The organism is Corynebacterium sp. 20-84, from assembly GCF_053479455.1.
The window spans coordinates 76,159-100,598 of record NZ_JBRBCB010000009.1 but is presented as its reverse complement, the minus strand read 5'-3'; the positions used below and the strand labels follow the sequence as shown (position 1 = coordinate 100,598).

The 24,440-nt window shown below is 62.5% G+C and carries 25 protein-coding genes; 22 read left to right on the top strand and 3 right to left on the bottom strand.

Annotation, left to right across the window (positions count from 1 at the left end; genetic code table 11):
- Positions 1 to 76 precede the first annotated feature (76 nt).
- The 3 genes from ACUY2Y_RS08330 to ACUY2Y_RS08320 are packed head-to-tail and all read left to right on the top strand — an operon-like array spanning position 77 to position 4,976.
- Positions 77 to 1,012, top strand: a complete 936-nt coding sequence (locus tag ACUY2Y_RS08330; protein WP_448325689.1) for a class C sortase — start codon at positions 77 to 79, stop codon at positions 1,010 to 1,012.
- Positions 1,005 to 1,841, top strand: coding sequence for a SpaA isopeptide-forming pilin-related protein (locus ACUY2Y_RS08325; RefSeq protein ID WP_448325655.1), 837 nt, complete (start codon positions 1,005 to 1,007; stop codon positions 1,839 to 1,841). Before ACUY2Y_RS08330 ends, ACUY2Y_RS08325 begins: the two co-directional genes overlap by 8 nt.
- 27 nt (positions 1,842 to 1,868) lie before the next feature.
- Complete coding sequence (locus tag ACUY2Y_RS08320) at positions 1,869 to 4,976, top strand: DUF6923 family protein (protein WP_448325653.1); 3,108 nt, start codon at positions 1,869 to 1,871, stop codon at positions 4,974 to 4,976.
- Positions 4,977 to 5,141: 165 nt separating this feature from the next.
- Here ACUY2Y_RS08320 and ACUY2Y_RS08315 read toward each other — a convergent pair whose 3' ends face one another.
- A complete protein-coding gene (locus tag ACUY2Y_RS08315) occupies positions 5,142 to 5,678 on the bottom strand; it encodes an inorganic diphosphatase (RefSeq protein ID WP_448325651.1) in 537 nt (178 codons plus the stop codon).
- A 195-nt stretch (positions 5,679 to 5,873) separates the two neighbouring features.
- Positions 5,874 to 7,102 (bottom strand): IS3 family transposase gene (locus ACUY2Y_RS08310; RefSeq protein WP_448325649.1). Its coding sequence is split into 2 segments (ribosomal slippage): positions 5,874 to 6,826 and positions 6,826 to 7,102, totalling 1,230 coding nucleotides; the frame shifts between segments, so codons are not numbered across the junction.
- A 312-nt stretch (positions 7,103 to 7,414) separates the two neighbouring features.
- Here ACUY2Y_RS08310 and ACUY2Y_RS08305 point away from each other — a divergent pair.
- The 5 genes from ACUY2Y_RS08305 to ACUY2Y_RS08285 all read left to right on the top strand — a co-directional run bounded on the left by ACUY2Y_RS08305 (position 7,415) and on the right by ACUY2Y_RS08285 (position 11,788).
- The gene (locus ACUY2Y_RS08305; RefSeq protein ID WP_259797545.1) at positions 7,415 to 7,723 is read left to right on the top strand and encodes a BrnA antitoxin family protein; all 309 of its coding nucleotides are present in this window, start codon (positions 7,415 to 7,417) and stop codon (positions 7,721 to 7,723) included.
- Positions 7,724 to 8,088: 365 nt separating this feature from the next.
- Entirely contained in the window at positions 8,089 to 9,345 is a 1,257-nt protein-coding gene (dacB, locus tag ACUY2Y_RS08300) for a D-alanyl-D-alanine carboxypeptidase/D-alanyl-D-alanine endopeptidase (RefSeq protein WP_448325647.1), read from the top strand.
- 5 nt (positions 9,346 to 9,350) lie between these two features.
- A complete protein-coding gene (tilS, locus tag ACUY2Y_RS08295; RefSeq protein WP_448325645.1) occupies positions 9,351 to 10,277 on the top strand; it encodes a tRNA lysidine(34) synthetase TilS in 927 nt (308 codons plus the stop codon).
- Between the two features lie 97 nt (positions 10,278 to 10,374).
- Positions 10,375 to 10,926, top strand: a complete 552-nt coding sequence (locus ACUY2Y_RS08290; protein ID WP_448325643.1) for a type IV toxin-antitoxin system AbiEi family antitoxin domain-containing protein — start codon at positions 10,375 to 10,377, stop codon at positions 10,924 to 10,926.
- Positions 10,919 to 11,788 carry a nucleotidyl transferase AbiEii/AbiGii toxin family protein gene (locus ACUY2Y_RS08285; RefSeq protein WP_448325641.1) on the top strand — a complete coding sequence of 290 codons (870 nt, stop codon included), beginning with the start codon at positions 10,919 to 10,921 and terminating at the stop codon, positions 11,786 to 11,788. Before ACUY2Y_RS08290 ends, ACUY2Y_RS08285 begins: the two co-directional genes overlap by 8 nt.
- Positions 11,789 to 11,895: 107 nt before the next feature.
- Here the strand turns inward: ACUY2Y_RS08285 and ACUY2Y_RS08280 are convergent, their stop codons facing one another.
- Positions 11,896 to 12,819, bottom strand: coding sequence for a hypothetical protein (locus tag ACUY2Y_RS08280; RefSeq protein ID WP_448325639.1), 924 nt, complete (start codon positions 12,817 to 12,819; stop codon positions 11,896 to 11,898).
- Positions 12,820 to 13,017: 198 nt separating this feature from the next.
- Here ACUY2Y_RS08280 and ACUY2Y_RS08275 point away from each other — a divergent pair, with 198 nt between their 5' ends.
- The 14 genes from ACUY2Y_RS08275 to ACUY2Y_RS08210 all read left to right on the top strand — a co-directional run bounded on the left by ACUY2Y_RS08275 (position 13,018) and on the right by ACUY2Y_RS08210 (position 24,416).
- Positions 13,018 to 13,251 carry an antitoxin gene (locus ACUY2Y_RS08275; protein ID WP_448325637.1) on the top strand — a complete coding sequence of 78 codons (234 nt, stop codon included), beginning with the start codon at positions 13,018 to 13,020 and terminating at the stop codon, positions 13,249 to 13,251.
- The gene (locus ACUY2Y_RS08270) at positions 13,238 to 13,588 is read left to right on the top strand and encodes a type II toxin-antitoxin system PemK/MazF family toxin (protein WP_448325635.1); all 351 of its coding nucleotides are present in this window, start codon (positions 13,238 to 13,240) and stop codon (positions 13,586 to 13,588) included. Before ACUY2Y_RS08275 ends, ACUY2Y_RS08270 begins: the two co-directional genes overlap by 14 nt.
- A 54-nt stretch (positions 13,589 to 13,642) precedes the next feature.
- Complete coding sequence (gene hpt, locus ACUY2Y_RS08265; protein ID WP_448325633.1) at positions 13,643 to 14,302, top strand: hypoxanthine phosphoribosyltransferase; 660 nt, start codon at positions 13,643 to 13,645, stop codon at positions 14,300 to 14,302.
- Between the two features lie 101 nt (positions 14,303 to 14,403).
- Positions 14,404 to 16,962 carry an ATP-dependent zinc metalloprotease FtsH gene (ftsH, locus tag ACUY2Y_RS08260; RefSeq protein ID WP_448325631.1) on the top strand — a complete coding sequence of 853 codons (2,559 nt, stop codon included), beginning with the start codon at positions 14,404 to 14,406 and terminating at the stop codon, positions 16,960 to 16,962.
- Positions 16,955 to 17,545, top strand: a complete 591-nt coding sequence (gene folE / locus ACUY2Y_RS08255; RefSeq protein ID WP_210575984.1) for a GTP cyclohydrolase I FolE — start codon at positions 16,955 to 16,957, stop codon at positions 17,543 to 17,545. The genes ftsH and folE overlap by 8 nt, the downstream gene beginning before the upstream one ends.
- A 2-nt stretch (positions 17,546 to 17,547) precedes the next feature.
- Complete coding sequence (folP, locus tag ACUY2Y_RS08250; RefSeq protein WP_448325630.1) at positions 17,548 to 18,408, top strand: dihydropteroate synthase; 861 nt, start codon at positions 17,548 to 17,550, stop codon at positions 18,406 to 18,408.
- The gene (folB, locus tag ACUY2Y_RS08245; RefSeq protein WP_448325629.1) at positions 18,409 to 18,804 is read left to right on the top strand and encodes a dihydroneopterin aldolase; all 396 of its coding nucleotides are present in this window, start codon (positions 18,409 to 18,411) and stop codon (positions 18,802 to 18,804) included.
- Positions 18,805 to 18,812: 8 nt separating this feature from the next.
- A complete protein-coding gene (gene folK, locus ACUY2Y_RS08240) occupies positions 18,813 to 19,283 on the top strand; it encodes a 2-amino-4-hydroxy-6-hydroxymethyldihydropteridine diphosphokinase (RefSeq protein ID WP_448325627.1) in 471 nt (156 codons plus the stop codon).
- On the top strand, positions 19,280 to 19,747 hold the full coding sequence (locus tag ACUY2Y_RS08235) for a DUF3180 domain-containing protein (protein ID WP_448325626.1): 468 nt from the start codon (positions 19,280 to 19,282) through the stop codon (positions 19,745 to 19,747). The genes folK and ACUY2Y_RS08235 overlap by 4 nt, the downstream gene beginning before the upstream one ends.
- A 10-nt stretch (positions 19,748 to 19,757) precedes the next feature.
- The gene (locus tag ACUY2Y_RS08230; RefSeq protein ID WP_448325624.1) at positions 19,758 to 21,080 is read left to right on the top strand and encodes a DUF6779 domain-containing protein; all 1,323 of its coding nucleotides are present in this window, start codon (positions 19,758 to 19,760) and stop codon (positions 21,078 to 21,080) included.
- Positions 21,080 to 21,730, top strand: a complete 651-nt coding sequence (locus ACUY2Y_RS08225; protein WP_448325622.1) for a hypothetical protein — start codon at positions 21,080 to 21,082, stop codon at positions 21,728 to 21,730. Before ACUY2Y_RS08230 ends, ACUY2Y_RS08225 begins: the two co-directional genes overlap by 1 nt.
- A gap of 4 nt (positions 21,731 to 21,734) precedes the next feature.
- Positions 21,735 to 22,538: a pantoate--beta-alanine ligase gene (locus tag ACUY2Y_RS08220; RefSeq protein ID WP_448325621.1), complete on the top strand. Its 804-nt coding sequence runs from the start codon at positions 21,735 to 21,737 to the stop codon at positions 22,536 to 22,538.
- Positions 22,539 to 22,609: 71 nt separating this feature from the next.
- The gene (locus ACUY2Y_RS08215; RefSeq protein WP_448325620.1) at positions 22,610 to 23,830 is read left to right on the top strand and encodes a hypothetical protein; all 1,221 of its coding nucleotides are present in this window, start codon (positions 22,610 to 22,612) and stop codon (positions 23,828 to 23,830) included.
- Positions 23,823 to 24,416 carry a hypothetical protein gene (locus ACUY2Y_RS08210; protein ID WP_448325619.1) on the top strand — a complete coding sequence of 198 codons (594 nt, stop codon included), beginning with the start codon at positions 23,823 to 23,825 and terminating at the stop codon, positions 24,414 to 24,416. The genes ACUY2Y_RS08215 and ACUY2Y_RS08210 overlap by 8 nt, the downstream gene beginning before the upstream one ends.
- The last annotated feature ends 24 nt before the right edge of the window (positions 24,417 to 24,440 follow it).

Below are 24,440 nucleotides of genomic sequence, written 5' to 3'. Positions count from 1 at the left end.
AATTCCCGCCCCAGTTTTCAATAAGTAGGCCCGTAAGTAACCGGGCCACGTTCGAGAGGATCGCGCAGTGACCACGGTGGCATCAGCGAAGCACCGGCGACAGCCGCAGCCACGGCAGAAGTCTGTGTTCCAGCGTGTTGTCCTGCCGGTCCTCATCATTTTGGTCGGTATTGCCGTGCTCATGTACCCGGTCGTTGCCACGCAGGTGAACAACCGAGTCCAAGAGCAAGCAGCAAAGCAGTACGAAGATGATTTGTCCGCCATGACATCTGAGCAGGTGAACACGGCATACGAAGCGGCACTCACGTACAACCGGTCGCACACGGACGGGCCGATTCTTGACCCGTGGCTTGCGCGCATCAGCGAGGACAACGCCGAATACAAACTGTACGAAAGCCATCTCTCAGGTGTTGCTGCAATGTCGCAGCTAGTGATTCCATCGATTGATGTGCGCCTGCCGGTTTACCACGGCACGCGCGAGGACACCCTGCAGAAAGGGCTCGGGCACCTGTACGGATCCGCGCTGCCGACAGGCGGGGAGGGCTTCCACTCCGTCATTACCGGGCACACAGGACTGACCACAGCAACGCTTTTCGACGACCTTGTCGACGTCAAGGAAGGCGATGCCATCTACATCTCCACCTTCGGCAAGAGGATGAAGTACGAGGTGTACGACATCGAAGTGGTCCTTCCTGACCAGACCGAGAGTTTGGCCGCTCAGGAGGGGAAGGACCTTCTCACCCTGATCACGTGTACGCCGTACGGGATCAACACCCACCGCCTGCTGGTTCACGCGGAGCGCGTGCCGATGGATCCGGATGAAGGAGGCGTTCTCGATGAATCGACCTCCACGATTCAGTGGTGGATGTGGTTGCTCGGAGGCCTGTCCCTGCTGATCCTCCTGGCGCTCATCTGGTGGGTCCTGCGTGAACGGAAGAAAGACCAGAAGGAAGCTGAAGCGGCGGAAAACGCAGCAGATGCAGCAGAAGAGGAGCTCGCAGACAATGCGTAAGAGTTACAGGTTCGCAGCACTGGTCGCCGCATCGTTGATGCTCGGCTCCAGCTTTAGTGCTGGTCTCGCGGACGCAAAGGTCATCAGTGGCAACGACTCGAGGTTGGCTGCGGAGGACGTCGATACGCAACGCCTCATGACTCTTACTGTGCGTAAGGTACAGAAGAACCCATACGACGAAGTCCCCGCGGGCCAGAAACCCGCCGCTATCGCTGGCGCTGAGTTCACCCTGTCACGCGTGAACGGAGTCGACGTGACCACCAGTGCTGGGCGCAAGGAAGCGAAAGAATTCACACTTGAGAAAGCGCGCGAGAACGGCCTGACTCAAGTGGCGAAACAGACCACTGATAAGCAAGGCGTCGCTGAATTTACCGACCTGAAGCCAGGGCTGTACCTCCTCGAGGAATCTGCTCCAAACGGCGATTACGACTACCACTTGTCCAGCCCCAAGTTGATCATTATGCCGCTTGGCAATGTGACCGGAGAGGAATTCGATTACGAGAACGTCATCGTGACTAAGCCGGATAATCAGGTGCCACCGCCGGACACACCGCCGACGACATCAACAACGTCGACGACGACTACCACGACGACGTCGCCCAATACGCCTCCGCCCCCGGGTGGAAACCCGCCCCCGACGACAACGTCGGTGCCACCGGAGACCACCTCTGCCACTCCGCCGCCGGGGGACACTCCGGCCGATGGGGGCTCACGCTCACCGTTGGCATCTACTGGTGCCAACGTCCTCTGGGCGCTCGGGTTGGGCGGACTTTTGATCATCGCCGGATTCTTCCTGGCGCGACGCAACAACGGAAAACAGACGCAGTAAACGGAACGGATAGAGAAAGAGAACACAATGCGAAACTTTTTCAAGCCGACGACACGGGGCGACAGCACTCGCTCCCGCCGGCCGCTGCGCGGTGTTGCTGCTGCCGTTGCGTCCGTTGCTCTCGTTGCGGGGCTCGGCTCGTACCCAGGAGATGCTGTCGCGCAGGAGACCACCACCTCGACCACTACTGAAGTAACTGCGACGGAAACAACGTCTGAGCAGGTCACACCGACACCTAAGGTTATGACCTCTCAGCCGGTGACCGTTGATCGTTCCGGTAACGTCGACCACATCGTCGTCGACGATACTGACGTCAATGTGTGGGACAGTGGCCGAAAAGCCTCGGACGAAGACATCATTGCGCTGAAGCGGACTGGTGGCGGCACTATTGAGGAGATCATCAAGATCGTTGCTGACGGCAAGGTTCTCGATCCGCAAAACTACGGGTTTGTCAACGATGAAAATGGCGGTTATATCGCCGTCGACCTGGATGGGTTGAACGTCACCCCGCCCATGCACATCGAATACGACGTTCGTACTACTAAGTCCGCTGACTACGACGTCGCCGAAAGCGGCGAGGTACCGACCGCTCGGGAGCTCTCCGCATCCGGCTTTGGCAAGACGGAGAACGCCGGGGCGACCGTGGACCCTGATGGTGTGGGGACGGTCCGCGCGGCCCCGCCTGGGGACATTTATGAGCTTCCGGGCTGGAAGGACCAGGAACTCAACGTTTCAAAACCATCCCTGACCACTGTCAACAACAACCCCGAACTCAAGTTCACGGTGAACGAGTCTGGCGATTGGCAGATGACTCGATTCGCAATCAAAAAAGACCAAAATTCGTCGAATACGAGACCGATTACCGGGCCTGTACGAGTGCGAGTCATTCGCAACGGCAAGACTGTAGTCGACCGAAAGATCGAAGAATTGAATGAATACACGTGGGGAAACAACGGTGCGCCCCACAATGTCTCCAACAACACGGAATTTCAGCTCGTGCCGACAACCACGGATCTGTATTTCAAAGGCGGAGACACCATTATTCTCAACCCACAAGGTCCGCCGAATGGTACCTACCAAGTCCAATTGTGGGGCAGAACGGGTGAGACGAAGCCTGGGTGCGGTAGCGAAAGCGCGATTCAGACGCCTTTGCCACCGCGTGAGATTTCTGAGGCCGAAAAAGCTAGTGGCACCCGAAAATTTGTTTCCACCTCTGAAGACGCATCTGGCGGCACCGGTGATCGTGGGAAGATGGTTCGCACAGTTCTGAATCTCCAAGATCAAGGTTTGGGATCTTTTCGACAATTGGGCAAAAGTAACTGGATATACAATGCTCTCGCATACAACCCGGACGACAATTGGCTTTACGCTGTCAGTCAGTTTCGCGGGGACCAGCCAGGTTGCTATCCGTCGGCGCACCTACTCCAAATTGATCCGACTAACGGATCGGTTCGTAACCTCGGTCCTCTGACGGGTGTCACGCTTCCAAGGGAATCGGAAACTAGGAATAACGATCGTGATCTGCTCAACAGCGGCGTGATTCATAACGGCACTCTCTACGTGTCTAACTCAGCTACGTCGGGAACCCGCCAAATGTACAAAATCCCTCTGCCTGGATCGGCCGGTTTCCAGACGGGTCTTCCGAGCATTGAGAAGATGACATTCAATGGAAGCCCGACGTTGGCGCGCTCCGAAGACTACGCGCAGATCCGCGCCGATGAGAAATACGCATGGGGATTGGTCAGTAAATACGCTTTCGACCCAGCGTGGAAATTGGATGGCGCGAAGGATATCGTCATGGAGAGAATCAATCTCGAGACGGGTGAAACTGCTTATTACATCATCAAAGGCGCAAGAGCTACCGCAGTCAATGGCCAGAAGCTTGAACAGCAGACAACCTGGGGTAAAGCATGGACCTACGGAAACGGAAACTTAGGCTTCGGTGTTGGCGGCCAATCGAGTGCAGGCTACTCTACGGTGCAAATCAGCATCGTTAATCCCGACAACCCGGTCATCAGGGTAGAGCAGCTCCTACCCAAAGCGCCATTTTCTTACAATACTGACGCGGCAAGTGACGGTCTCCGAAATCCGGTGCCGAAGAGCGACTTGAAGATCACAAAGAAAACGATCACCCCGGACGATCCGGATTGGGCGCAGCTGAGCCAATTGCGAGACTTCAACGAATATTCCACTTATTGGAAAGTCGTGATGAAAAACGGCAACTCGTTCAACTCCGGTAGCACGCTCCGAGAGTACTTGCCCGCCACCTATGATCCTGACTCTTTCCAGCTGGTGGGAACATCTGCCTCACCGGGACAAAGCCAGGAGATTTATAACCCAAAGAATTACAGCAGAAATGACAATGGCTCTGTTTTTCAGATTGGTATGCCGGTGATGCCGGCCAACTCGACCCTGACCACGTACTGGCGAGCGAAGGCTTACACGCCCAACGCATTTGATCCAAATAGGCAATTTGCGGCACAAGGGTGTGCTTCAAACGGCGTGGAGTTGATCAACAATGACGAAGAGGGAAACCCTGGCGACAACAGTTCGGAAGCGGGTTGTCCTCTTGATTTCGGGATCAATAAGGTCGACGCCTCCGGTGGAAAGACTCCACTGACCGGCGCCGAATTCGTTCTTTTCAACGTGGGGTCAGAAACGGGCGAGGTTGCTCCTGCGGGAGAAAATGACCTTGACCGCGGTACATGGGAAAACAATAAAAAGGTTATTCAGCTAGCTGAAGGGACTGGGAATGCGAAGGGCACGTACAAGCCAGTCAAGCAGCTCGAGCCAGGAACTCCGTACCGTCTCTACGAAACTAGGTCACCGCTAGGCGCGGACGGACGTCGATACAGATTGCTGCTCGCACCGGTTGTTTTCCGTGTGAAGGCAGAGCAGGGCCCGAAGTACTCTTTAGAGTTTTACGACGAGGAGAAAAAGACTTGGTCCGCCAATACACCAGTCGAGGTAGCTGGCATCGACATCGTTGGAAACAAGGTCACCATGAGCGTAGCCAACGTCCTCCAAGGCGACCTCCCCAAGACCGGCGGCCGCGGCGTGGGCGTAACCACGGCGATAGGGCTGTTGATCGCGGCGGCTGGTGCGCTAATGGCCAATAACCGCCGACGCGTCTAGACGTTCGACTGAAACCGGGTGTTCACGGGTAAACCGTGGGGCCCGGTTTTGCTTTGTGCGGAGTGCAGCGCCGGGTAGTGATCTAGTGCTGCACGCACAGCAACGCCCCGGGGCGCACCGGTGGTTGAGGGTGCGCGCGGGGCGTCGTCGATAAGCGGGAAAGCTTTAGTTCTCGGTCTTGGCGTCCTTGGTCTCTTCGAGGTTCTCGCGGGAGTTCTCCTCGCCCTGGGCGTTGAAGTTCTTCAGGGAGTCCTCGAGGATCTTCTCGGCCTCGGCCTTGTCGCCCCAGCCCGAACCGGAGACTTCCTTGTTGGGCTCGAGGTCCTTGTAGTGGACGAAGAAGTGCTCGATCTCGTCTTTGACGAAGTCGGAAACATCGTCGATGTCCTGGTAGGACTCGTAGCGGACGTCATCGAGGACGCAGAGGAGCTTGTCGTCGCCGCCGGCCTCATCGGTCATCTTGAACACTCCGATCGGGCGAGCAATGACCGTCACGCCCGGGAAGACCGGCTCCGGGGTGATCACGAGGGCGTCCAGCGGGTCGCCATCGTCAGCGAGCGTGTTGTCGATGAAGCCGTAATCCGCCGGGTACGCCATCGGCGTGAACAGGTAACGGTCCAGGAAGACGCGGCCGGACTCGTGGTCGACCTCGTACTTGTTGCGGGAACCCTTCGGGATCTCAATGATGACCTCAATAGCCATGTGGCGCTCCTTTTCTGTAGCGGTGTCAGTCTGGGCACCATCGTAGCCTGCGGGCTGGGGCGGTGGGTTCGCCTGGGGTTTCGGGGCGGTTTCTGGGGGTTGCGGGGTGGTTTCGGGTCTGCCCGCTTGGTCCGGTTAGTCCCGTTTGAATTTCGAATCCCACCAGAAACTGAAGCGTCCTGGTTTTCGTTCCGCTTATTTAACGCCCAGCGTTTGAGCGCCTGATCGTTGATAGTAGGCGTCCTCCATCTCCTGTGGAGTGATATATCCCAGGGATTGATGAAGTCGCTGGTTGTTCCACCAATGCACCCAGCGAAGGGTGGCGATCTCGACTTCACCGACCGATGCCCACGGCCGGTGGGGATAAATCAGCTCTGTTTTGTAGAGCCCGTTGACCGTTTCAGCCAACGCGTTGTCATAGGAGTCGCCAACGGTGCCGACAGACGGATCGATACCCGCCTGGGCGAGCGCTTCACCGTAACGGATCGACACATACTGCGAGCCGCGGTCACTGTGGTGGACAAGCCCTTCTGAACGAAGATCACCAGCGTGATACAGGGCGTGCTCAAAGGCCTCTAACGGCAGTTCATCGGTACGCATGCTCGCCCGAGTCGCCACACCGACGATCTTCCTGGAGTACACATCGGTGATAAACGCGGTGTAGGCAAAACCAGACAAGGTGCGCACATAGGTGATGTCAGCGACCCACAACCGGTGCGGCGCGGGGGCAGTGAAGTCACGGTTGACCAGGTCAGGGCGGCAATCCGGCACGTTGGCCCGAAGCGTTGTCATCGGTGTGCGGCCACGCCTGCGGCCGTGAATACCAGCTTGCTTCATCATACGTGCGGTCTGATCACGACCGATGTTCCAGCCGGCGCGCTGCATAGCCTTCCACATCTTGCGGACCCCGTAGACGCTGAAGTTGTCCTCGTAGACCCTCACCAATTCAGGAATGAGCAGCGCATCCGACAAACTCCTCGCCGACGGCGCGCGTGTTTTCGCTGCTCGGTAGCCACGAGAGGTGATGAACCCACATTCTGTCTCTTTCAATGTGCGACAGATAGCCTCGACCCCGAAGCGATCGCGATACGCATCGATGTATTCGATCATCTTCTGGTGGGACGGTCGAGTTCCGCCGCGAAAAAAGCTGACGCGGTTTTCAAGATCTCATTAGCCCTGCGTAGCTCCTTAATCTCTTTCCGGAGCCGCTTCAGCTCGTCAGCCGTTGACTCGCCGGCGCCAACCTCAACATCGGACGAGACCATATTCGGCTTCAACCAATCGTTAAGCGTGTGCGCTGGAATGCCGAGCTTTTCACCGATCTCTACGGCTGCACCCCATTTCGAGCACCCTTCGAGCTCAACGAGGTCCTCAGCCAAACGCACTGCCTTGGCCTTGAACTCGTCACTGTACTTCCTTGGCATGATTCCAATCCTTCTCTAGAAATGATCGGAACTAAACCCAGGACACTTCAAACATGTGCAACATTTCACCTGCGGTTTTGCAAGGCGGTTCCAAACGCGACTAACCGGGGGTGGAGCAAGCAGCCGGGCGGAGGGGGTCCAACACCGGGGAGGCGTGTACGATACGTACACAAGGGGGCGGGGATGTGAAGAATGTTGAACTGAAATGGACCGATTCGGAGGACGGACGAAAATTTGTCGTCACGTCGTGGGATATGACGGTGAAAGAAGCCCGCACATTCAAGGCGAGAATATAGGGGGAAGCGAACAGCTATGCACAGCGAGGATGTTTCGAAGTTGCGCGATTTCTACGACAACACCGACACCTCAGAGTTTGTCGAGCGTGCGACGCCGGCAGATTTCGGTGACCGGTCAGGTGCGGACGCGATGAGTGCTTTCACTGTGCGTCTGCCCACGGCGGTGCTGGAGGCGGTGCGCGAGATTGCGCGCGAGGAAAACGTGGCTACCGGCGTCGTGCTCCGACGCTTCATCGAAGCGGGGGTTGCCGAGACGGTTGCCGATGACGCGGTCATCCGAGTCCGGGATGTACGCAGTCTGATTGCCGGTGCCCGGGGAGCTTAGCGGTGTTTCCCGTGCGAGATATTCTTTTGCGAGGTGTCCGCTTGACGTATGCGAGAAAAGATTCGCTCTTGGGAGGTCGAATCCCAGTGCGCTCGTAAAAGTTTTGTGGAAGTGGCTCGCCAGTCTGCTCGCTAGCTTTGACCGCAAGTTTGGCCCACTCCCGTCGTCTATCTTCCTTGGTCATTTTCGAAGTCATCGTCGTCCCTCCTCTCTCTGCCACCATTATCCCCGCTGATTTCCTTGATGGAGTTCTCCGAAACGGTGACCAGGCACGATCAGAAACAATGATTGATCATTATTCCTGATTGCCGATTGTGGCTCGTTGGCGAAGGTGTCTTGAATCGCCCAAGGTACCCTTAACCCTGATGAGTAAACGAGTGTGGACGTGGGCCGTGGGCGCCGTGGCGGTAGTGGCTGTCGCGGGTGCCGCGGGCACCGGCGTGATGGTGCAAAAAGAGCTGGGTGAGCTGAACCATGCGCCGGCGTACGCGATGGAGGAGCCGGAACCGCTGGCGGTGGAGCCGGCGTCGGCGGAACCGATCGACGAAGCGAAGCTGAAAGAAGCGCTCGGGGCGCAGGCGGCGAATCCGGCGTTCGGGAAATTGCACGTGCGGGTGAGCAACGGCACGACGGGGGCGACGGTCTTCGAGCAGGCAGCGGGCGATCCGTTGCAGCCGGCGAGTTCGACGAAGTTGCTCACCGCGGCGGCCGCGCTGTACACGCTCGAGCCGGACGCGACGCTGAAAACCGAGGTCGTGCGAAAAGGCGACGCGGTGACCATCAAAGCCGCGGGGGATGTGTGGCTGACGCCGTCGCTTATCGACGACCTCGCCGCCCAAGTCGGCGATGCCTCCGCCGTGCACATCGACACGTCGGTGTGGCCTGAAGAGACCCAGATGCCGGGCTGGGATCCGCTGGATATTGACGGCGGGTTCATCGCCCCCATGGAACCCGCGATGATCAACGGCGCGCGTCTCGGCGGTGAGCCCAGCGGCGATGTGCCGCGTTCGCACACCCCGGCGTTGGACGTGGCGCAGGCACTCGCAGACAAGGTCGGTGCGCAGACCGTCGGTTTCGGGCCCGCGCCGGAAGACGGCGAGGTCGTTGCCAGCGTCGAGTCGCCACCGCTGACCGAGCGTATGCGCGAGATGGTCAAGGAATCTGACAATGTCATGGCGGAAGCCATCGGCCGTGAGGTCGCGCGCGCCCGCGGCGGCACATCGCCGCAGTCCACGCTGGATACGCTCACCGAGCACGGCTTCGACATCAGCGGAGTGACATTGGCGGACAGCAGCGGGCTGTCGCGCTTCGACCTCATCCCGCCGCGCCTTCTCGACGACATCATGCTCCGCGCCACCTCCACCGACGAGCTCCGCGACCTGCTGCCCACGCTGGCGATCGCGGGCGGCGACGGCACGCTTTATGACCGATACGGTGATCTCCCCGGCAAGGCCTGGGTCCGCGCGAAGACGGGCACGCTGACGGGGACGTCGGCGCTCGTCGGCACGGTCACGTCCGAGGTCGGCAACGTCTACACCTTCGCCATGATCAGCAACGACAGCGATATCCTCACCGCGCGCCGCCTCATGGACGAATTCACGTCGACGCTCCGCCAGTACTAGTGCCCATGTCGCACGCTCCGTTCTGGCCGCGCCAGTCACCGCATTTTCTCGCTTGTCGACGCGCCGTCCGCCCCTTCACTTCCCCCGCCCTCATCGGACTCTCCGGCGGCCCCGACTCACTGGCTCTCGTCGCCGCAGCTGCCGCTGAGGGCAAAGACGTCCGCGCTCTCGTTGTTGACCACGGTCTGCAGCCGGGCTCAGCTGATGTGGCCGCCCGCGCTGTCGCCCACGCTTCTAGTCTCGGCGTTCCTGTCGATATCGTCCGCGTGTCCGTCGGCGCCGCGCCGGGTGAGAGCGTCGAGGCCGCTGCGCGCACTGCCCGCTACGCCGCGCTTTCAGGCGCCGCCAGCGATGACAGCCGCGATATCTGGGTCGCCCACACCCTCGACGACCAGGCCGAAACACTCCTGCTCGGTGCCTTGCGCGGCAACCCCGCCGGCATGGCGCCGGTCTCTGCCTTAGACGCCGGCCCGCGCCTCGTCCGACCCTTTCTGTCCGTCCGCCGCGCAGATACCGTCGGCGCCTGCGACGAGCTCGGCCTGGACCCCTGGCACGACCCGATGAATGATGATCCCGCCTACCGCCGCGTTGCCGTGCGCACGTCAGTCATTCCGGGGCTGAGTGATCTCATCGGCGGCGATGCCGTGCCCGCGCTCGCCCGCGCTGCTGAGCGCGTCGCCGCAGATCAGGCTCTCCTCGCGTCATTAGCTGACCTGAGTCCGACTAACGACTGCGCGGTCTTAGCCGCCGATCCCGCACCTGTCCGCCAGCGCCGGATTCTCGCCTGGCTGCGCAGTGAAGGGCAGAGTGCCACCGGCTCCCAGCTCGCGGATATTGAGCGCCTCTGCACCGACTGGCACGGCCAGGGCCCGGTGACGATCGGCGGTGGCCACAGCGTTGCCCGCATCGACGGTAGGCTCACGCTGACCTAGAGCAGGGGTGCGGAGCAGGTACTTTTCTGGATCGATTTCGGGCGATCATTCGTGAACGCCGAGGCTTAAACCGTACTGAAAATGGTACGGTTTAAGTATGTGGAGAGATGGCTCTGGTACATACCGCGAAGCGCTGCGTTACGCAGCCGGGGAGAATCACGGTTACCTCACACCGGAACTGGCTGAGCACTATGGAGTGCCGAAAGTCGAATTAAGGAAGCTTGCAAGCCGGGGGGCCTTCGTGAAAATCGCGCGTGGCGTCTATAGGGACCCGTTTTTCCCGGCAGGAGAGCATGATCAGCTCAGGGAGCTGTTGCTCATGGTTGGGGAGGGGGCGTACTTGGCGGGAGACTCCGTGTTGGCCCTGCTTGAGTTGGCTGACGTGAATCCGCAGAAAGTCACTATTGCTTCCCCTCGCCGTCACCAGCGTGAGTTTCCAGCTGTGCTGGACGTGATTAAAGCCCAGCCTGGCGACGAGCCGCGCTTGTACCACGGCTTGCTCTGTCAGTCGGTGGCCCAGGCGATCAGACTTTCCGCGCCCGGATTAATGCGCGAGCGCGTTGAAGAAGCAATCTTTGATGCCCGGGAAAACGGCTATCTTCTACGTAGAGAGCATAACGCGCTTCTTGAGGAATTTGCTCATGTCTAAAGGTGTGAAGAAGTACGAGAACCCGCCTAGCAACAAAGCATCGCTAGAACAACGGGTGCGAAATCTAAACCGTACGGATGAAAAAGCTTCAGCACGTCAATCTTTCTTCATCGCCATGACTGTGGTTGCGCAAATGCTTCCTCCGGGTGTTGTGAAAGGCGGCGGTGGGATGATCTTTCGCTATGGGCCCGGCGTGCGAACAACAAAGGATCTCGACGCAGCCAGACGGAACTCTGAGGAAAGTTACCTCGAAGAGTTTGAGGAGAGGTTAGCTGCTGGGTGGTCCGGATTCACGGGCGTGCTAAAGGAAAAGAAGTCGCCTCAGCCGAAGGATGTACCCGAGCAATACGTGGCAAAAAGACTGAAAGTCAGCTTGTCTTACAAAGGCGAGCTTTGGCGATCAGTGCAGATTGATCTAGCGCACAATGAAATCGGCATTGCGGACGAGTATGTGGAGGAATTGTCTGCAGATCTTGCGGATTATGTGACAGCTGTTGGGCTGCCGACTCCGCGGCCGATTCCCCTTGTCGTTGTCGAGTATCAGATCGCGCAGAAAATACACGCTCTGACTTTGCCTGGAGCAGACAGGAGTCACGATCTCATCGATCTTCAATTGCTCATGGCGGAGGACTGCGCAAATCTAGGCTGGGTCAACGAGCTGTGCCGTCGGATCTTTGCTTTTCGGAATGCCCATGCGTGGCCCCCGGTTCTTGTGGCTGGCGAAAATTGGGCAGAAAAGTACGACAAAGCAAAGAATGAATTGGACGAGGCTGCGGGAGTGCGCGATTTCGAAGAGGCGCTCGTGTGGGGGCGGGAGTTGATCGAAAGGATCGATAGAGCTCGCATTGGGACTGAGGGGTAACGGCGAGACCACAGCTCTCGTTGAAACAAGAGAGAACGGGGCGTCAGGCTCACGCTTGCACGGGAAAAGGAGCGCGGGGGTGCCGCGCTCCTTCAGGTGCTGGAAGCCTAGATCAGGCCCAGCTGACGTGCGATGCTCGCCACCACGCCGAGCAGGCTGAGAATGCCGAAGACGATTCCGATGATGTTGTTGATGTCCTCGCTGGAGCCACCGAGTCCAGTGCTGATACCTGCCGAATCACCCGGAACCTTCTTCACCGGACCCGGAGTGCCCTGCTTCACGCCGGTCGGATTTTCACCCGGTTTGGCGGGGCGGTAGAGCCATGCACGCTGCATGCCCGTGGCCATGGGTGCGCTGTTGCCCGGGGTCTCGCTCGTGGCCGCAGCCGTGTAGGTACCCCACTTTGTGCCGGGGAGGAAGACCTCGCCGAAGCCGTAGTACTTGTTCTTCGGGTTGATCATCATGTGAAGGTGGCCGTTGCCGGGAGCGTATGCTCCGCGGTTGCTATTCAATTTAGCTAGTTCGCCGTGGCCCCAGCCCTGCATGATGGAATACTCCAGGGAGGCTCCTCCGCCCAAGGACTCCGCCCAGGTCTGCTGGCCGTCCACCTTTGCGCCCCAGAGAAGCGATCCGTCCGGGCGCTGGTGGTTCAATTCCCCGTACTGTTCGCCGGCGCGCTGGATGGCGATGCGGGTCAGGCCGTCGTCGATGGCAACGGCGTTGACGTACGCCCCTTTAGTCTCAAGGCCGTGCTGACGTGCGACGTCCTGCAGGCGTGTGGAGCCGGGCTGCGAAGAGTCGTTGAAATACGGGTTGAGATCCCATATCTGGCCGCGCAGCTTCCTCAGGGCCGGCAGACCCGTTTCGCGGGCGGCACCGTAGTCGAAGGTGGCATCGACGGCGACGGAGTTTGCAACCGTGGTGTTCAGCTCAACACCGGTGAGCGGAGAGGGTGCGGCGTCGGCGACAGCGGGGGCGAGGGACAGTGCAAGCGAGGCCGCGACGGCGGCCGTGAGGAGGCGGTGACGCATGGGGCTTCTTTCTATCGAAGGGTGGAGGGAGAGGAACTTCCACACATATAAACTCTCGACCATTCAGTTTTGTTACAGCTTATGCCAAGGCTCCTTTAATTCGGGGGTAGGGGAAGTTTCAAGCGGGCTCGGAACCTTCTGACGTGTGGAGAAGTTTAAGTAGTAGTAAGAATAAGCGGCTTCGGTAGCATTGGAGGTATGAAAATTAGTATCAGCGTCGAGGAGAAAGACCTGGACTTTCTCGATAAGTACGCGAGCGACCACAGTCTGGGGACGAGGTCGGCAGCCATACGAAAGGCTATTGATGCGCTGCGCAAAGAAGAGCTTGCGTGGCAATACGAGCAGGCTTTCTCTGAATGGGAAGGCAGTGAGGGTCAGGAATTCTGGGAACGGTTCAGCGGCGACGGGATTGATGGCGATGAGACGTGGTGAAATTCGGCTTGTCGAGCTAGATCCGGTGGTTGGGGCCGAGGCGAAAAAACGGCGACCAGCTGTCATTGTCAGTAACGATCAAGCCGTGCGCCAAGTAGCTGTATTGAACAGAGGTGTAGTGGCCGTTGTGCCGCTCACCAGCAACACGGAAAAGGTCTATCTTTTTCAAACTCTGTTGCCGAAGGACCGAACTGGCTTGAACAGGGATTCAAAAGCTCAGTCGGAGCAGATTCGTGCTGTCGATGTGAGCCGGATTGGGCCGCACCTGGGCATCGTCCCGCCGGATCTTTTGAGAGAGATGGACGAAACGCTTCGACTGCACCTTGGATTGGGGTGAGAAATGAGGGGGCGGGGGAGTCGTCGATAAGCGATCTTCTGGCAAGATAGCGGTATGGCTGAAGGAACGAGGCTGAGCGAAAGCAAAGATTTCGATGTCCCCGCGCACCGCTACGGCGATGACGTGGAAGCGATCCTCATCCCGGAGGACGAGCTGAAAGACCGCATCCAGGAGATGGCGGACAAAGTCTCCGAGCTCTACCGCGACGCGGGCGACGACCTCATCCTCGTGTGCGTGCTCAAGGGCGCGGTGTACTTCCTCACGGACTTCGCGCGTGCGCTGTCCATCCCGTCCGAGGTCGAGTTCATGGCGGTGTCCAGCTACGGCAACTCGACGACGAGCTCCGGCGTCGTGCGCATTATGAAGGACCTGGACAAGGAGATCTCCGGCCGCGACGTGCTCGTCGTGGAGGACATCATCGACTCGGGTCTGACGCTGTCGTGGCTGCTGAAGAACCTGTCCGGCCGCCAGCCGAAGAGCCTGAATGTGATCACGCTGCTGCGCAAGCCGGAGGTGCAGACGGCGAAGATCGACCTGCTCGACGTGGGCTTCGACATCCCCAACGAGTTCGTCATCGGCTACGGCCTCGACTACGCCGAGCGCTATCGCGACCTGCCGTACGTGGGCACGCTGCACCCGCGGGTGTATTCCGATGTCGGTGAGGGGCAACCGGTGCCGTCGCGCGACGAGGGGCCGGAAACCGTCGAAATCTAGGCCGCGCGGTTAGGATGCGCCCCGCCGCTGGGGCGCAACTTGCCACGGTGAGTAGGCTGTAAGAACTACAACTTCCGGCTAATCACCCATTACAGGACTAGATGAATAACAAGACTGTCGCGCGCTACGGCATCATCGGTGCCGTCCTGCTGATTCTGCTGTACCTGCTCACGCTGATCGGCGATGATTCGCGCAATTTCGCCGAGGTGGATACCTCGGTCGCCCTGCAACAGCTCGCCGACAAGAATGTCGAAGAAGCGCAGATCGACGACCGCGAGCAGCGCGTCCGCCTCACACTGCGCGAGCCGATCACCGTCGAGGAACGCGAAGGGATCGAAGAGATCCAGGCGCAGTACCCGGCACGCACCACTCCGGACATTTTCAACGCGGTCAAAGGCGCGGAAGCAGATAAGTACACCACGAACGTGACGCAGGAGTCCTTCCTGCTGTCCATGCTGGGCTTCATGCTGCCGATGCTGTTGGTCTTCGGCCTGATCTTCTTCTTCATGTCCCGCATGCAGTCCGGTGGCGGCATGTTCGGCATCGGCGGGTCGCGGGCGAAGAAGCTGACCAAGGACATGCCGACGAATACATTCGCGGATGTCGCCGGCGCCGACGAAGCAGTCGACGAGCTGCAGGAGATCAAGGATTTCTTGCAGGACCCGGAGATCTACGAGCAGCTGGGCGCGAAGATTCCGCGCGGCGTGCTGCTTTACGGCCCGCCGGGCACCGGTAAGACCTTGCTCGCCCGCGCCGTGGCCGGCGAGGCAGGTGTGCCGTTCTACTCCATCTCGGGCTCCGACTTTGTGGAGATGTTCGTCGGTGTGGGTGCATCCCGCGTCCGCGACCTGTTCAAGCAGGCGCGCGAGAACAGCCCGTGCATCATCTTCGTCGACGAGATCGACGCGGTCGGCCGTCAGCGCGGCTCCGGCACCGGCGGCGGTCACGACGAGCGCGAGCAGACCCTCAACCAGCTGCTCGTGGAGATGGACGGCTTTGGCGACCGCGAGGGCGTCATCCTCATTGCCGCGACCAACCGCCCGGACATTCTGGACCCGGCGCTTTTGCGCCCGGGCCGTTTCGACCGTCAGATCCCGGTGACCAACCCGGATCTCGCCGGCCGCGAGATGATCCTCAACGTGCACGCCAAGGGCAAGCCGTTGGGCCCCGATGTCGACCTGAAGTCGCTGGCCAAGCGCACCGCCGGCATGTCGGGCGCGGATCTCGCGAACGTGCTCAACGAGGCTGCGCTGCTCACCGCCCGCATCGGCGGCAACGTGATCACGGCCGATGCGCTCGAGGAAGCGTCCGACCGCGTCATCGGCGGCCCGCGCCGCTCGTCGAAGATCATCTCCGAAAAGGAGAAGAAGGTCACTGCGTACCACGAGGGCGGCCACACGCTCGCCGCGTGGGCGCTCAAAGACATCGAGCGCGTGTACAAGGTCACCATCCTCGCGCGCGGGCGCACCGGCGGCCACGCCATGACCGCCGCCGAGGACGACAAGGGCATGTACAACCGCGACGAGCTCTTCGCCCGCCTCGTCTTCGCCATGGGCGGCCGCGCGGCCGAGGAACTCGTCTTCGGCGAGCCCACCACGGGCGCATCCGCCGACATCGAGCAGGCCACCAAGATCGCGCGCGGCATGGTCATGGAATACGGCATGAGTTCCGTGCTCGGCACCGTCAAGTACGGCGACGAGGACGGCGACCCGTTCGCGCGCGCAATGGGCGGCGGCAGCCTCGACTATTCGCCCGCTGTCGCCGAGACGATCGACCGCGAGGTGCATGAGCTTATCGACGTCGCCCACCAGCGCGCCTACTCCATCCTCGCCGAAAATCGCGACTACCTCGACACACTCGCCTCCAAGCTGCTGGAGAAGGAGACGCTGCGCCGCGGCGACCTCGAGGCGATCTTCGACGGCATCGAACCGGCCGGCTCCGGCCTTGAGCTTGTCGACGCCCGCTTCCCCCGCCAAGCCAACCGCGAACCCGTCAAGACCCCGGTCGAGTTGGCCGAGGAACGCGGCGAAGAACCGCCGAAGAAATTCTCCCTGCTCGAGGCATCCCAGCAGGCCCGCGCCCGCCGCCAGGCCCAGCGCGAGGCCGAACTGAACCAGCGCTGGATGCCGCAGGACCAGCCCGGCGCCCCCGCCAACGGCTCCACCCGCTGGCAGCCAGGCCAGCCTGTTCCGCCCGCGCAGGTTCCGCCGCAGGTGCAGGGCCAGAACCAGCCGCGTTACGACGGCCCTCAGCCGCCCGCCGACTGGTCCTTTACCGGCGACGGTCACATCCAGCAGCAGCCCGCGCAGCCGCAGCCACAGCCGCACCCGCAGCACCCGAACCAGCATCCGGGCCAGGCGCAGTACCCGGTGAACCCGGCGCAGCAGCCAGCCCCGCAGCAGGCACCACCGACCGAGGTGATCGGTTTCCGCCTGCCGGAAAACGAGCAGCCGGACCATGTTTGGGACGACCGTGCCGAGGACATGAAAAAGTCCGGCGAGAAGGTGACGGGCCAGCAGGATTCAGGTGAGCAGGCACCGCGCGCGGATGCGGCCGGTGTCGCGGAACCGACACTGCGAGAGGGATCCGAACCGACGGAACAGCTCCCGCGCCCGGATGCCGATCACGACGCGCGACACAGGAGGCCCGAGCATGAGTGAGACCGCTAGCGACCGTCCGACATTCGACCGCGAGCGCGCGGAAGCCGCCGTGCGCGAACTGCTCTTGGCGGTAGGGGAGAACCCGGATCGGGAGGGACTGCTGGACACCCCGGCGCGTGTTGCGCGGGCCTACGAGGAAGTCTTCGCGGGCCTGCACACGGACCCGACGACGGTGCTGGAGAAGACCTTCGCGGAAAACCACGAAGAGCTCGTGCTGGTGCGAGACGTACCGATCTACTCCACCTGCGAACACCACCTCGTGCCCTTCTACGGGGTGGCGCACATCGGGTATATCCCCGGTGAGGACGGCCACGTTACCGGTCTGTCCAAGCTAGCGCGGCTGGCGGATATGTACGCCAAGCGGCCGCAGGTGCAGGAAAGGTTGACGAGTCAGATCGCGGATGCGCTCGTCGATAAGCTTCATGCGCAATCTGTGATTGTCGTGATCGAATGCGAGCACCTGTGCATGGCGATGCGGGGCATCCGCAAGCCGGGCGCGACCACGACGACATCGGCCGTGCGCGGCGGATTCAAACGCAATGCCGCCTCCCGCGCGGAGGTATTGAGCCTGATCAGGGGGTAGAAATGGTCACCGTTTCTGATTTGACTGCGCCCGGCCGCACGATGGTCATGGGCATCCTCAACGTCACCGAAGACAGCTTTTCCGACGGTGGAAAGTGGCTCGACCGCGATGACGCCATCGCGCACGCAAAGGAACTCGTGGCCCAGGGCGCGGACATGATCGACGTCGGCGCGGAATCCACGCGACCAGGCGCAACGCGTGTCGACCCAGCCTTAGAGGTCGAGCGCGTCCGCCCCGTCATCGAAGCGCTGCACGCGGAAGGAATCCGCACGTCGGTGGACACGATGCGCGCGGCGACCGCACGCGCCGCAGCCGAGGCCGGCGTGGACATGATCAACGACGTCTCCGGCGGACTCGCCGACCCGGACATGTACGCCGTCATGGCGGAGACCGGACTGCCGGTATGCCTCATGCACTGGCGGACCGTTGAATTCGGCGATGCCGCTGGCTCCGCAGACCACGGCGGCGATGTCGTCGCCGATGTCCGCGACACCTTAAAACGCCTGACCGACAACGCCGTCGCCGCGGGAGTGGAGCACTCGCAGATCGTGCTGGACCCGGGCCTCGGGTTCGCGAAGACCGCCGCCGACAACTGGGCGCTGCTGCACGCTTTGCCGGAATTCATCTCTGGCGACCTGCCTGTTCTCGTCGGCGCGTCTCGCAAGCGCTTCCTCACTGAGATCCGCGCGAACCGCGGACTGGAGGCGAACCCGTCGCTCGCGGACCCCGCTACGGCCGCTGTCACCGCGGTCAGCGCGCACCTCGGCGCGTGGGGCGTGCGCGTCCACGAGGTCGACGTCTCCCGCGATGCCGTCGATGTTGCCGCGGCATGGCATCGCGGCGCCGATTATGGAGGCGCGTAGATGGCCGATCGCATTCAGCTCACCGGCATCCGCGTCCACGCGGACCACGGCGTCCTTCCGCACGAGGCGGAGTACGGCCAGCCGTTCATCGTGGATATCACCGCTTGGCTCGACTTCGCCGATGCTGCGCGCGATGACGACCTCACGAAAACGGTCAACTACGCGGAGTTGGCGCAGCTCGCCGCGGACACGGTCACAGGCACGCGCCGCGCGCTCGTGGAAACCGTGGCCACGCAGATCGCCGAAGAAGCAATGACCACATTTGCGCAGCTCCACGCCGTCGAGGTCACCGTGCACAAGCCGCATGCGCCAGTGGGGCTCGTGCTTGACGACGTCGCCGTCACCGCCCGCCGCTCCCGCAAATCCCCCGGCCTGCGCGCCGCGGACGGAAAGTAGGCCCCCGCATGCGTGCTGTGCTGTCGACCGGATCGAATATGGAGGACTCCCGCGCGCATCTCGCCTCCGTCGAAACCGATTTCGCTGACGAGCTCGTCGCCGCGTCCCGCATCTACCGCACCGCGCCGTGGGGCGGGGTGGAACAGCCTGACTTCTACAACCAGATCCTCATCGTCGACGTCGCACAATCCCCGCACGAGCTCCTCACGCGCTGCCAACGCCTCGAACACAACGCCCACCGCGTCCGCGACATTCGCTGGGGTCCGCGCACCCTCGACGTCGACATCATCGCGCTTTACGACGGCACCGGTGCCGAACTCACCCTCGACACCCCCGATCTGACCGTCCCGCACCCACGCGCCCACGGACGCGCCTTCGTCCTCGTCCCGTGGCTCGAGGTGGATGGGAAGGCACGGTTGGGTGGACGGGGCGTCGATAAGCTTGCTTTGACGCTTGACGACGAGGTGACCCCCGCATGACCCGCACCAACGTGACCGCCCTAGTCGGTGCCGCCGGCTTCTTCGCCGCCGCCACCCTGATTTTGGCCCGGCGGTTCTACGGCGCGTGGCAAACCATCTCCCCACTGTGGTCTCTGCCCGTCTGGGGTGTTGCCGCGCTGTGCGTCTTTTTGATCGTGATGGTGCGCCGCCGCCGCGAGGAAGGCCGCATTGGTCTCGACCGCTCCCAAATCAACCCCATGATGATGGCTAATTTCATGGTCATCGGCAAAGCTAGCGCCTGGTCCGGTGCCATTCTCGGTGGAATCTTCCTCGGCCTCGCAGTCTGGGTGCTTCCCCGCCTGAGCACCCTCAGCGCCGCGCAAGCCGACCTTCCCGGCGTGATCTCCGGCGCCCTCGCTACCGTCGCCTTGGCCGTTGCTGGTGTGATTCTTGAACGCTCCTGCGAAGTGTCGCCACCCGCCGAAGGCGAACCAGCGGGTTAGAGTATTGGACATGACTGCGGAAAACCGGTCGCGCGACGGCGGCAATGTGTGGATGATCGTCCTGATCGCTCTGGCACTCATCGCCACAGTGATCATGCTGTTCAGCGATTCCGCCGTGTGGCTACAAATCGCCCTCCTGGCCGCCCTGTGGGCCGCCATCTGCGGCTTCCTCCTCGTCACCCGCACCCGCAACGACCGTGACCGCGCCCGCGCCGAACTCGACGCCCGCGAACGCGAATACCGCGCCGAACTCGATGCCCTCCGCGCACGCAACGTCGCCGACCGCAACGCCCTCGAAGCCGCCCGCGCCGGCGAAGGCCTCCCGCCCGCCGTCGACACCGAGGTCCTCCGCGAGATCCGCGCCGAACTCGCCACCCTCCGCGCCCAGCTCGAAGACCTCTCCGGCCGCGAATTCGGCTACGAGCCCGCCGCCCTCCAAGCCGAGGCCCGCCGCGTCAAGGAGATCGAGGCCCGCGCCAGCCGCGTCGCCCCGCAGCCTGAGCCGCAGGCACCGCAGCCGCAACCGGCCCAGCCCGCTCACCAGCTGCAGCATGAGCAGCAGGCACCGCAGCCACAGCCGCAGCAGCGACCCCAGCAGCCGGCGCAGCCTGCACAGCCTGCACAGCCTGCCCCGGAGCCGACCCGCCAGCAGCAGCCGCAGCCGCAGCAAGCTCAGCCGCAGCCGGCCCCGGCACCCGAGTGGCCGAAGCAGTGGCCCGAGCAGCCGCAGCACGGCGAGTCCACGCGTTGGGGCGCGCCCAACGAGAACGAAGTCACCTCCCGCATCACGCCGGTGCGCGACGCTGATGAGAAGCAAGCGATCAACGCGCTGACCAAGCAGCCCGGCCAGCAGCAGCCGACACCGCAGCCGCAGCAGGAACCGGCGCCGCACGTCCACCGCGGCCCGTCGTCGGACGCAGTCGCAGGTCGCGTCGGCTCGCACCGCGCGCCGGAGGGACGCAACCCGCTGACGGATCTCATCCGCGAGCGCCAGGAAGAGCTCGACCGCGAGCGTGCCGAGCGCGAGCTCCAGCAGCGCCAGGAGCAGGAAGCGCAGCAGCGCCGCGAACGTGAAGCACGCGAACGCGCGGAGCGTGAGCGCCGCGAGGAAGAAGCTCGTCGCGCAGAGGAAGCCCGCATTGCGGAGCAGGAGCGCCGGGAGCAGGAGCGCCGGGAGCAAGAGCGCTGGGAGCAAGAGCGCCGGGAGGAAGAGGCCCGCCGTCGCGAGGCGGAGTTGGAGGCCGAATCCCGCGGCCGCCGCCGCGCGGATGAGAACCGCGACGGTGCGCTGACGGTCGCTGAGCTGCTCGCACGCAGCAAGAAGGGACGCTAGTGGGGGGACCGCGGCTGCGGGTGTGGGCGTCGGAAAGCGGAAAACTCGCGAGCGAACTCGCGCGCGTCGGGCATACGGTCACCGTCGACACGCCCGTTTCGGAGGCGGCGAACAACGATCTTTTGCTTATCGACGCCACCCCCTCCCTCATTTCCTCCCTCGAACCCCACGTCCGCCACGGGCAGATGGTGCTGCACACCTCGCTGCGTGACGGTGTGCAGGTGCTCGACCCGCTGGAGGTCCGTGGCGCGGTGGTGATGGCTGCGCACCACATTTTCGACGATTTCTGGGTCACCGCCGCCGCCGACGAACTTGGCGACGCAACCGTGAACCTGCTCATCAGTGAGATCGGCGGCTCGCCTGTCCCGGTCGCCGACGAGCAGCGGCCCACGCTCATGGCTGTGCAGCGCCTGCGCGCGCTCGAGTACGAAGTGCGCCTCGACGCCTATAACCTGCTGCGCGGCGTGATTCCCGGCCTTGCGGTGAAGGCCGATGATTTCATTCACGGAGCAGACCGCCCCTACGCGTACCCCGAAGATGCCGCGACGCTGGAGACGATCCGCGCCGCCATCGCGGATCCGGCGGCGCGGGAGCTGTACGAGGGGTTGGAGGGGCGTCGTCGAGCGCGAACCGGTCGGCCGTACCCTTGAAGATATGAGTTTTGAACCTGGTAAAGCTGTCGTGGTCGACGACCCCGCGCAGCTGGCGACATACGGCCGCGCGTTCCGCAAGACCGGCAAGCGCGTGGTGCTCGTGCCGCTCGGCACAGGCCTGCACGCAGGCCACATCGCGCTGATCCGCGCCGCGAAATCGCTGCTCGGTGGCGTCGTCATGGTGACCTACAGCGGCGACGAGGTCCCCGATGACTTCGCCCGCGAGGGCGTCGATGTCGTCTTCCACGGCGACCTGCCCACCGACGTCCGCGTCGTTCCGCAGCTTGACCACCTCGAAGACCCGGCGATTATCGCGCGGGCTGTCACGCGCACGATCGCCGCGATCAACGCCACCCACGCCACTGATGTCGTGGTGGGGGAGAAGGACTTCGAAGAGCTCGTCGCCCTCCAGCAAGCAGTCAGTGGCCTGCGCATGGAGGTGCTGCTGCATAGCCTGCCGACCGTGCGCGCGGCGGGCGGCGTGGCCATGTCGCTGCGCAACGCCGACGTGCCCGAGCAATTCCAGGACGACGCCCTCGCCCTGTCCGCCGCGCTCACCGCCGGCGCGCACGCCGCCGAGCGCGGCCCCGACGCTGTTCTCGAAACTGCCCGCGGCGTCCTTGAAGCCGCCGGCATCACCCCCGACTACCTCGCGCTGCGCTCCCTGTCGTTCGGTAACGCGCCCGCCGTCGGCGATGCACGCCTCCTCGCTGCCGCACGCTTCGGCGACGTGCGACTCATCGACAACGTCGGGGTGCCCGTCGGGGTCGGTTTCAAGCACATCGGCGAGCAGCTTGAGCCTTAAAATAAACCGCGCGATATGTTTAATACAGCAGATATTCCGTCATTTCCCGGCCATGCTTAAGGACCCCCGCTTTGGCACACCACAATTTCTACGACTCGCTCGGACTCGACCGCGGCAAGGACGCGGAAACGCTGGGCAAAATCATCGACGAGCGCCTCAATTCGCAATCGCTTAACGACGCCACCCGCGACGAACTCCAACTCGCCCGCCTCATCCTCGGTGACACCGGCCGCCGGAAAACCTACGACACGCGTCTCGACGACCCCACCGCCCCCACCATCGACGTCCCCGCCCTCCGGGAGATGGCCGCCGCCCCGTCATCGGCCTCTTCCTCAGACTCTTCGCCGAAGCCTTCCTCGCAGTTCGGCTCGGCTGCAGCAGGCTCCACTTCTATTGCCGGTTCCGCTTCCAAGGCCGCGGCCGCTTCGAAACGCAACAAGCCGAAGCAGTATTTCCCGGACACGGACCCGGAGGCTGAGGCGGTGCGTCCCGGTCAGACTGAGCAGTCCCAGTCCACTCCGGGCGCGGCCCCGAACTGGAGCTCCTTCCCGACGACGACCAACATCCCCCTTTACCAGGGTCCGAACACGGGATCGTTCCCGGGGCAGTACGGTTTTCAAAGCCAGAGCCAGCCGCAGTACGGCTACCCGGGGCAGGCCCAACAGCCCCAGCAAGTCCAGCAGGGTCAGGTCCAGCCCGCGCAGCAGCCGACGCAACAGCCCGTGCAGCAGCCGGTGCAGCCCGCAGAACCCGCGCAGCCAGCGCAGGACACGCAGTCCGAGGTAGCGACGAAGGCCGAGAAGAAGGGCGCATCGCCGTGGCTCGTCGGGGCGATCGTGCTGGTGCTCCTCGCGATCGCAGCGGGCGGCTGGTGGCTGTGGAGCAACAGCGGCGAGGACTGGAACGCCACGGAAGAAAAGATGGCGGATACCTTCCCGCAGATCATCTCCGAAAAGAGCGGCCAAAAGGGCTGGCTGGGCATGAAGTGCAAGTCGATGACGCCGAATAGCGGCGAGGACGCGCGTATTCGTTGCTCGGATAAGAGTCTCGGAGTGAGCATCATCGACTACGGCACGGAGGCGAACCGCGACGCGCAGCTGCCGGAGGGAGACGCGGAGGTCATCGGCAACAACGTGTGCTCGGCGCGCTCCTACAAGATGGAGGGAGTGACTCCGACGGCGTACCGCATCGCACCGGAAAAGGAGGATGCGCAGTACTTGCTCGTCGTCAATGGCGGCGAGGCGGAGAGCAAGCGCATGTACTTGAACCTCTGCGAGAAGACGCGTGGCTAGAAGCCGGCGCACCGCACTTACCGCGGCGGCGGCAGCGGCGCTGACGCTTGCCGGGTGCTCGCAGAACCTGGAGGAGGCGCAGGGGCCGGTGCTGGAGACGGTGTCGCAAATAAGCGAAAGCCCGGAAAGCGAAACGGCGACGGTGACCACGACACGCGCCGTGGACCGCCCCGTGGACCCGGAGGATTACGAACGCGCGGGCATGAGTATCTTCACCTACCACCTCGGCGCGCACACAGGCACGTGCGCCATCAGCCCGCACGGCGCGACATGCCAAGGCACCACGCCTAACGACGCCCCCACCGTCACCGCCGTCCCCCTGCCCCCGCGCAAAGCCGACGCGATCTACGCGGGTACTGACGGCATGCACTACACCGTGTTCGAAGGCATCGGACCCAGCCAGGGCGACCTGCGCCCCGGCCAATCGATTCGCGTCAACGAGAACCACTGCTCCTACCCGGACGACGACACCTTGCGGTGCGCATCCGGCGACGCGCTGAGCTACACCATCGACAGCGACGGCACGATCACCCCGCACGGACACCTCGACGACCCGCCTGTGTGGACCCTTCCTGACTATTGGTGAGCAGAAGCGACTACGGTAGAGCAT